This window comes from Streptomyces sp. NPDC043854, from assembly GCF_056436005.1.
Map to the genome: position 1 here is coordinate 1 of NZ_JBWKDK010000106.1, position 7,283 is coordinate 7,283.

The 7,283-nt window shown below is 74.0% G+C and carries 7 protein-coding genes; 2 read left to right on the forward strand and 5 right to left on the reverse strand.

From position 1 onward, the window contains the following. Positions 1-152: 152 nt before the first annotated feature. The 4 genes from AC068A_RS36875 to AC068A_RS36890 form a co-directional block, all read right to left on the reverse strand. A complete protein-coding gene (locus AC068A_RS36875) occupies positions 153-908 on the reverse strand; it encodes an AIM24 family protein (RefSeq protein ID WP_478590667.1) in 756 nt (251 codons plus the stop codon). Positions 909-925: 17 nt separating this feature from the next. Next, complete coding sequence (locus tag AC068A_RS36880) at positions 926-1,606, reverse strand: AIM24 family protein (RefSeq protein ID WP_478590672.1); 681 nt, start codon at positions 1,604-1,606, stop codon at positions 926-928. A 20-nt stretch (positions 1,607-1,626) separates the two neighbouring features. Further along, positions 1,627-3,321, reverse strand: coding sequence for a TerD family protein (locus AC068A_RS36885; protein WP_478590668.1), 1,695 nt, complete (start codon positions 3,319-3,321; stop codon positions 1,627-1,629). A 167-nt stretch (positions 3,322-3,488) separates the two neighbouring features. Beyond that, positions 3,489-4,133: a M48 metallopeptidase family protein gene (locus AC068A_RS36890; RefSeq protein ID WP_478590669.1), complete on the reverse strand. Its 645-nt coding sequence runs from the start codon at positions 4,131-4,133 to the stop codon at positions 3,489-3,491. Between the two features lie 141 nt (positions 4,134-4,274). Here AC068A_RS36890 and AC068A_RS36895 point away from each other — a divergent pair, with 141 nt between their 5' ends. Together AC068A_RS36895 and AC068A_RS36900 are read left to right on the forward strand one after the other, a co-directional pair. Continuing rightward, positions 4,275-5,381, forward strand: a complete 1,107-nt coding sequence (locus AC068A_RS36895; RefSeq protein WP_478590670.1) for a ThiF family adenylyltransferase — start codon at positions 4,275-4,277, stop codon at positions 5,379-5,381. Between the two features lie 150 nt (positions 5,382-5,531). After that, entirely contained in the window at positions 5,532-6,860 is a 1,329-nt protein-coding gene (locus tag AC068A_RS36900; protein WP_478590671.1) for an ABC1 kinase family protein, read from the forward strand. A 26-nt stretch (positions 6,861-6,886) separates the two neighbouring features. Here AC068A_RS36900 and AC068A_RS36905 read toward each other — a convergent pair whose 3' ends face one another. Beyond that, positions 6,887-7,093, reverse strand: coding sequence for a hypothetical protein (locus tag AC068A_RS36905; protein WP_179176814.1), 207 nt, complete (start codon positions 7,091-7,093; stop codon positions 6,887-6,889). Positions 7,094-7,283: the final 190 nt, after the last annotated feature.

The following is a 7,283-nucleotide window of genomic DNA, read 5'->3' on the forward strand; positions in this document are numbered from 1 at the left end:
GCGCCCCCGGACCCGCCCTGTCCGGAGCCCGCCGCTGCCTGGGCCGCGATCCTGCAACCCCCCTTTCCCCCCCCCCCCCCCCCCCCCCTCCCCCCCCCTCCCCCTCCCCCCCCCCCCCCCCCCCCCCCTCTTCGCGTCCGGGGTTTCCGGGATCAGTTCCAGACGTTGTTCTGGTTCTGGGCGTGGGCGCCGTGCTGGCCCACGCCGAACTGCGCGGCCAGGCCCTGGCCGATCTGGGCGTTCTGCGGCGGCAGCACCTCGCTCGGCTGCACCAGGGCGAACCCGGTGCCGAGGAAGCTGAGTTCCCAGCCCTCGCCGGTGTTGCCGCGGCGGCGCCAGACGCCGGTGGAGTGGGTCTGGGCCTGCATCTGCACGCGCAGCGAGGTGGACCAGGCGACGATGGCGTCGGCGTCCGCGTTGACGTACTTGTCGGGCGTGACCTGCATCATCAGCGGCTGCCCGGAGGTCATGAGGGCGACCTTCCCGCGACCGGTGATGTTGAGCTGGTACTTGCCGGACCCGGAGATCCCGTACTGGCTGTCCACCGCGATGACCTCGCTGTGCAGGGTGGAGTCCATGGCCAGGACGTAGCTGCTGTCGACCGTGAGGCCCTCGTGGTCGACGTCCACGACGTGCACGTACTGGGCGAGGTTGGCCAGGTAGACCGTGCCCTGCCCGGAGCAGCGCATCAGGTCGAGGCCCTCGCCGGTACGGCGGCGGGCGCCGCGCTGGTTGCTGCTCTGGTACTCGCCGTCGAAGTCGACGATGCCCTGGTAGGCGACCATGGTGCCCTTGCGGGCGAGCACGTCGTCGGACCCGGCCAGGGTGACCCGCAGCAGCTGCGGGTTCTGGACGGTGTACCGCTCCTGGGACTGTGCCTCGGCGTAGCCGAAAAGTGAGCTCTGCATGATGTGTCCGCTCCCCCTCAGCCCCGCGTCCGGAGCCGGTCGGTGCTGTCCTCGCTGGGCTGTACGACGACGATGCCCTGGCCGGAGAAGGCCATCTGGTAGGCCTCCCCGCTGCCCCGGCCGATCATCGACGAGGCCTTGAAGCTGCGCTTGCCCTTCACCTTGAGGTTCGGCGACCAGGCGACGAGGGCGTCCGGGTCGACGTACGTCTCGTCCTCGCCGCGGCCGCAGTCGACGACGATCGGGGTGCCCCGGGAGGTGACGGCGACCCAGCCGGTGCCGGCGATCTGCACGTTGAACAGGCCCTGGCCGGCGAACTTGGCCATGCCCTTGACGCGCTCGACACCCCACTGGAGGTGGGCGTCGAAGGCGAGCAGGTTGGTGCCGTTGACGGAGAGGGCGTCGTTGTTGAGGTTGAGCACGACGACGTCCGCGCCGTAGTCGGCGAGGTAGAGCAGTCCGTCGCCGGTGCACTTCATCAGCGGGGCGCCCTCGCCGGTGAGCCACTGGGAGGCCATCTGGCGCATGGCCGGCGGGTTGGGCTCGTACTGGATGAAGCCCTCGTACGCCACCATCGATCCGGTGCGGGCGAAGAGGTCCTGGCCGCTCTGCATGGCGACCTTGAGCATGGCGCGGCCGTGGTTCTCCATGCGGGCCGTGACGGGGGTGGGGGCGTAGCCCGCGAGCTGCTGGTTCATTGCGTTCATGACGGGCTCCCTCAGACCTCGTACGGCTGGACGACGATGAAGTTGCCGGGGGCGCCGCGGAACTGGAGGTTCACGCTCTCCCCGCTGTGGCCGGGGTAGGCGTTGCGGCGCAGCCGGACCTGGCTGGAAACGATCACCTGGGAGGCGGCCGACCACGCGACGATGGCGTTGGCGTCCGCGAAGGTGGTCGGGGTGACGGGCAGGACGACGGGCGTGCCGTGCGTCTTGACGACCACCGTTCCGGTGCCGTGGAACTGCATGGTGAACAGGGCTCCGCCGGGGATGCCGTGGCCCTCGATGCGGCGGACCTCGTACTGGAGCGACTCGTCGAAGGCGAGGACGTTCTCGGAGGAGACGCAGAGGGCGTCGCCCTGGAGCTCGACGGCGTGCAGGTGCGCGCCGTTCTCGGCGAGGAAGACCTGGCCGCGGCCGCTGCAGCGCATCAGCTGCATCTCCTGGCCGGTGGCGTTGCCGACGATGCGGCCGGCGAAGCCCGCGCCCTTGTAGCCGAAGTCGACCTTGCCCTGGTACAGGACCATGCTGCCCTGGCGGGCGAGGACGGGCTGGCCGCCCATGGCCAGGTCGACCCGCATGAGCTGCTGGTTCTGCGCCGTCCAGCGGGCGCCGGTGGGCACCTCCTTGTACGGCTGGAGGGCGGCGCCGAGGCCGGGTCCGGCCGCTGCGGGCACGGCGTGCGGGGCGGCCTGGCCGGGCATCTGGCCGTACGGGGGCTGCGGCTGGCCGTAGGGGGCGGGGGCCTGTCCCGGCGGGGGGACCTGGCCGTACGAGGGCTGGGGCTGGCCTGGGACCTGGCCGTACGAGGGCTGCGGGACCTGGCCGTAGGAGGGCGGACCGGGCTGCTGCGGCGGGTGCGGCGGCTGGCCGTACGGGGTGGCCGGGGGCTGTGCGGCCTGGGGCGCCTGCGGTGCTTGAGGGGCCTGAGGTGCCTGAGGTGCCTGAGGTGCCTGAGGTGCCATCGGCGCGACCATGGTGGGGGCCGAGTGGACGGGGGCGGGCGGGGCCGGGGCCTGGGGAGGCTGGGGCGCCTGCGGGGCCTGCGGGGCCTGGACCGGGGCGCCGAAGGACGGTGCGGGTGCGGCCGCCTGCGGCGGAGCGAAGGCCGGGGCGGGGGCCGGGGCCGGGGCCGCCTGCTGGGCCGGCTGCTCGGGCTCCTGCTCCTCGGCCACCTCGCCGCCGAAGTGCTTCAGCAGGGCGGCGAGTCCGCCGTCGAAGCCCTGGCCGACCGCGGCGAAGCGCCACACGTCCTTGAGGTAGAAGTCGCCGAGCATCAGCGCGCGCTCGGTGCTGAACTCCGCGCCGGTGAAGGAGTACCGGACGACCTCCTCGCCGCCGGCCACGATCCGGATGTAGCCGGGCCCGATCTGCGACATCTGGCCGTCGCCGTCGAGGGTGGCGGTGAAGGCCAGCTTGTGGATGTGGGCCGGGACGCGGTCCAGCGTCACCCGGAACGACTCGGTGTCGCCGGCCTGCGCGCCGAGCTGCTGGACCGACTCCTCCGGCGACTTCGGCTGGTTGTAGAAGACGAAGTAACGGTCGTCCGAGAGCTGTTCGTTGGCGTCGAGCCCGAAGCAGCTGATGTCGAAGGCGAGTCCCGGCCCGGCGATCTGCACGCCCACGTACAGGTCCGTGCCCGCCGTCAGATCGCTGATCCTGGCCTTGTGACCGCGTTGGAATTCCCTGGCCATGCGTAAGACCGTCCCCCATCCCGACAGTGAAATACGTGCCGCTCAGGCTAGCCGCATCGGGCGACATCCGGCCAAGTCGGTACCGACCCGGTACATGTCGGTACCGACCCGGTACACGCCGCGGGTCCCGGCGGGCCCGGTACGCGGGTGCGCGCCGCCTGCCGGACTCAGTCGCCGCGGGGCCCGGGGACCTTGGGGAGGCGCTCGGCCGCCGCCACGCCCTCCAGGTAGCCGCGGGCACGCTCGGTGCGCGGGTAGGCCTCCAGCAGCTCCCAGAAGCGCGGGCCGTGGCCGGGGACAAGGAGGTGGGCCAGCTCGTGCAGCAGCACGTAGTCGACCACGTACTCGGGCATCCCCTGGAGCCGGTGCGAGAGCCGGATACTGCCCTCGGCCGGGGTGCACGAGCCCCAGCGGGTGTTCTGGTTGGTGACCCAGCGGACCGAGCGGGGGCGGGCGCGGGCGCCGAGGTACTGCCCGGACAAACGGTCGGCGCGCTCGGCGAGTTCCGCGTCCCCGGGAGTGCGCCTGGTCTCCCGTGCGGCCAGCCTGTCGAGCATGACGCCCACCCAGCGCCGTTCCTCGGCCTCGGACATGCGGGCGGGGATGAGGACGACCGTGCGGTCGCCCTCGCGGTAGGCGGACACGGTCCTGCGGCGGCGTGCGCTCCGGCGGACTTCGACGGCGCGCTGCGTGGGGTCGGCGGACACGCCCACGACCGTACCCGCTCGGCGCGGCCGGGGGAGCCCCGCTCCGCGGTTCGGACCTGATCCATTCGCAGCGGGTGCGGCATGCACCCCTCTTCTCCATCTCATATGCCCAATAGGTCGTGCCTGTGGACAAACTCGCGCGCCGGACGCGGCGGGCGGGCACTGTTGCGGGGACGGGAATCCGAGGGCGGGAAACCGAGGGCGGTCCGCCCAGGCGGTGCGCCGACGAGGAGGAGGGGGAAGGCCGTGTATCCGAAGGTGAAGCCCGCGCTGGCCAGGGCGTGGCGGGATCTGCAGACGGTCCAGTTCGGGGTGACGCCGGCGCATGCGGTGGTGCTCGGCCCGGTCGATACGGCGACGGGGGCGCTCATCGACCGGATCGACGGGACCCGCGGCATGGACCTGCTGCGCACGGAGGGCGCGGCCATGGGGCTGCCGGACGGGCAGGTGGACGGGCTGGTCCGGCGGCTGGCCGCGGCCGGGCTGCTCGACGACGCCACGGCGGGCGGCCCCCGGGCCCAGGCGGTGCGCAAGCGGCCGGAGACGCTGGAGCGGCTGGGGCCCGACCTGGGCTCGCTCTCCCTGGTGCACCGCGAACCCGGCGGGGACCTGCGGGGGGTGGCGGCGCGGCGGGCGATACGGGTCCAGGTGCGCGGCAGCGGCCGGGTGGGCGGGCAGATCGCCGCGGTCCTGGCCGGGGCCGGCGTGGGCCGGGTGGAGGTGCTCGACGGGGGGCGGGTGGAGCCGGCGGACGTGGCGCCGGGCGGGCTCGGGTCCGAGAGCGTGGGCCGGCTGCGCTCCGAGGCCGCCGCGGGGCTGGTGCGCGCGTCGGCTCCGGGGCGGGCGCCGCGGGCGGCGGAGCGGGAGGGGCGGGAGACCGGTCCGGCCCTGGTGGTGGTCGCCCCGCGGGACGGCCTCGCCGCCTGGGCGCCGGATCCCGCCCTCGCGGCCGACTGGATCGCCGCGGGCGTCCCGCACCTGTACGCGGGGGTGCTGGAGGGCACCGGGACCGTCGGGCCGCTCGTGCTGCCGGGCGCCACGGCCTGCGCGGGCTGTATGGAACGGGAGCGGGTCGAGCGGGACCCGGCCTGGCCGCGGATGCTGGTGCAGTGGCGCTCGGCGCACCGCAGACGGGCGGCAGCTGCCTGCGACCTGGGGCTGTCCACGGCGGTGGCCGGCCTGGCCGCCGCGCACGCGCTGTCCTTCATCGACGGGGAGCTGCCGGCCTCGACCGCGTCCCGCTGGGAGGCCGCTCTGCCGGGGCTGCACTGGGAGCGCACCGGGATCCGGCCCCATCCGGACTGCCCGTGCGCGGCGGCCGCCCTGGTGGCGCAGCAGGAGGTGCAGGAATGAGGCGGGCCGGTCCGGGCCTCGGACGGGGCCGGGTGATGCGCGCCGGAGGGCGCGGAAGGGCCATGACAGGATGCGGGGAAGCCGCAGGCGCGGGGAGGGCACCCCTGAACCGCCGCTTGCGCCACGGCTGTCTGGGAATTGGAGGGGCGCATGTCTGATCTTCCCCGGAAGGCGGTCACCCGTACCGTCAAACTGGCCGCGCTGCCGCTGGGCATAGCGGGTCGGGCCACCTGGGGGCTGGGGAAGCGGATCGGGGGCAAGTCGGCGGAGATCGTGGCGCGTGAGATCCAGCAGCGCACCGCCGAGCAGCTGTTCCGCACACTCGGGGAGTTGAAGGGCGGTGCCATGAAGTTGGGGCAGGCGCTCTCCGTCTTCGAGTCGGCCCTTCCCGAGGACTTCGCCGGCCCGTACCGGGCGGCGCTGACCAAGCTTCAGGAGGCGGCTCCGCCGCTGCCCGCACAGACGGTGCACCAAGTGCTGGCGGAGCGTCTGGGCGAGGACTGGCGCGACCTGTTCGAGGAGTTCGAGGACAAGCCGGCGGCGGCCGCGTCGATCGGGCAGGTGCACAAGGCGGTGTGGCACGACGGCCGGCCGGTGGCGGTCAAGGTGCAGTACCCGGGGGCCGGCGAGGCCCTGGTGTCGGACCTGCGGCAACTGAGCCGGTTCGCCGGGCTGCTGGGTCCGCTGGTCCCGGGCATGGAGATCAAGCCGCTGATCCAGGAGATGCGCGACCGGGTCGTGGAGGAGCTGGACTACGAGCTGGAGGCCGAGGCGCAGCGCACCCATGCGGACGCGTTCGAGGGCGATCCGGACGTGGTCGTGCCGGACGTGGTGCACCAGAGCGACCAGGTGCTGGTGACCGAGTGGCTGGAAGGGACCCCGCTGTCGGAGGTGATAGCCGACGGCACGCAGGAGGAGCGGGACCGCGCGGGGCAGTTGCTGGCCCGGTTCCTGTTCACGGGGCCGGCGCGCACGGGGCTGCTGCACGCGGATCCGCATCCGGGCAACTTCCGCCTGCTGGCGGGGCCGGACGGCCGGATGCGCCTGGGCGTGCTGGACTTCGGCACGGTCGACCGGCTTCCGGGGGGCTGGCCCAAGAGCATCGGCACCTCGCTGCGGATGACGCTGGAGGACGATGCCGAGGGGATGTACGGGCACCTGTCCGCCGAGGGGTTCGTGAAGGAGTCCATCGAGCTCGACCCGCAGGCGGTGCTGGACTACCTGAAGCCGATCATCGAGCCCATCGAGGCGGAGGAGTTCACCTTCACCCGGTCGTGGTTGCGCGGCCAGGCGTCGCGGATAGCCGATCCCCGCTCCCCCGCCCACCAGTTGGGTCGGCAGATCAATCTGCCGCCCGCGTACCTGCTGATCCACCGGGTGACGCTGAGCACCATCGGGGTGCTGTGCCAGCTGGGTGCGACGGTGCGGCTGCGGGGCGAACTGGAGGCCTGGCTGCCGGGGTTCGTGCCGCCGGAGTGAGGCCGGCGGCGGCCGGGGGCGCGGGGTCACCACCAGGACGAGTCGAGGCGGCCCTCGATCGCCCGGAGGTTCTCCCGCGCGCAGTCCACGCAGAAGTACTGTCTGGTCCCGTTCTCCACCGAGCAGGTCCAGGTGGGCGGGGGGCCGTTCGGGGACCGTGTGCCGCAGCGCGCGCAGACGACGGGCTGGGCCTCGGGTTCCGACGGGTCGGGAGGGGGAGTCGGCTGGGCCACCTCCCGACGATATCCCCGCCGGGGGCGCGGAGCGGTCCGCAACGCACCGGGGGGGGGGGGGGGGGGGGGGGGGGGGGGGGGGGGGGGGGGGGGGATGGGGGGGGGGGGGGGGGGGGGGGGGGGGGGGGGGGGGGGGGGGGGGGGGGGGGGGGGGGGGGGGGGGGGGGGGGGGGGGGGGGGGGGGGGGGGG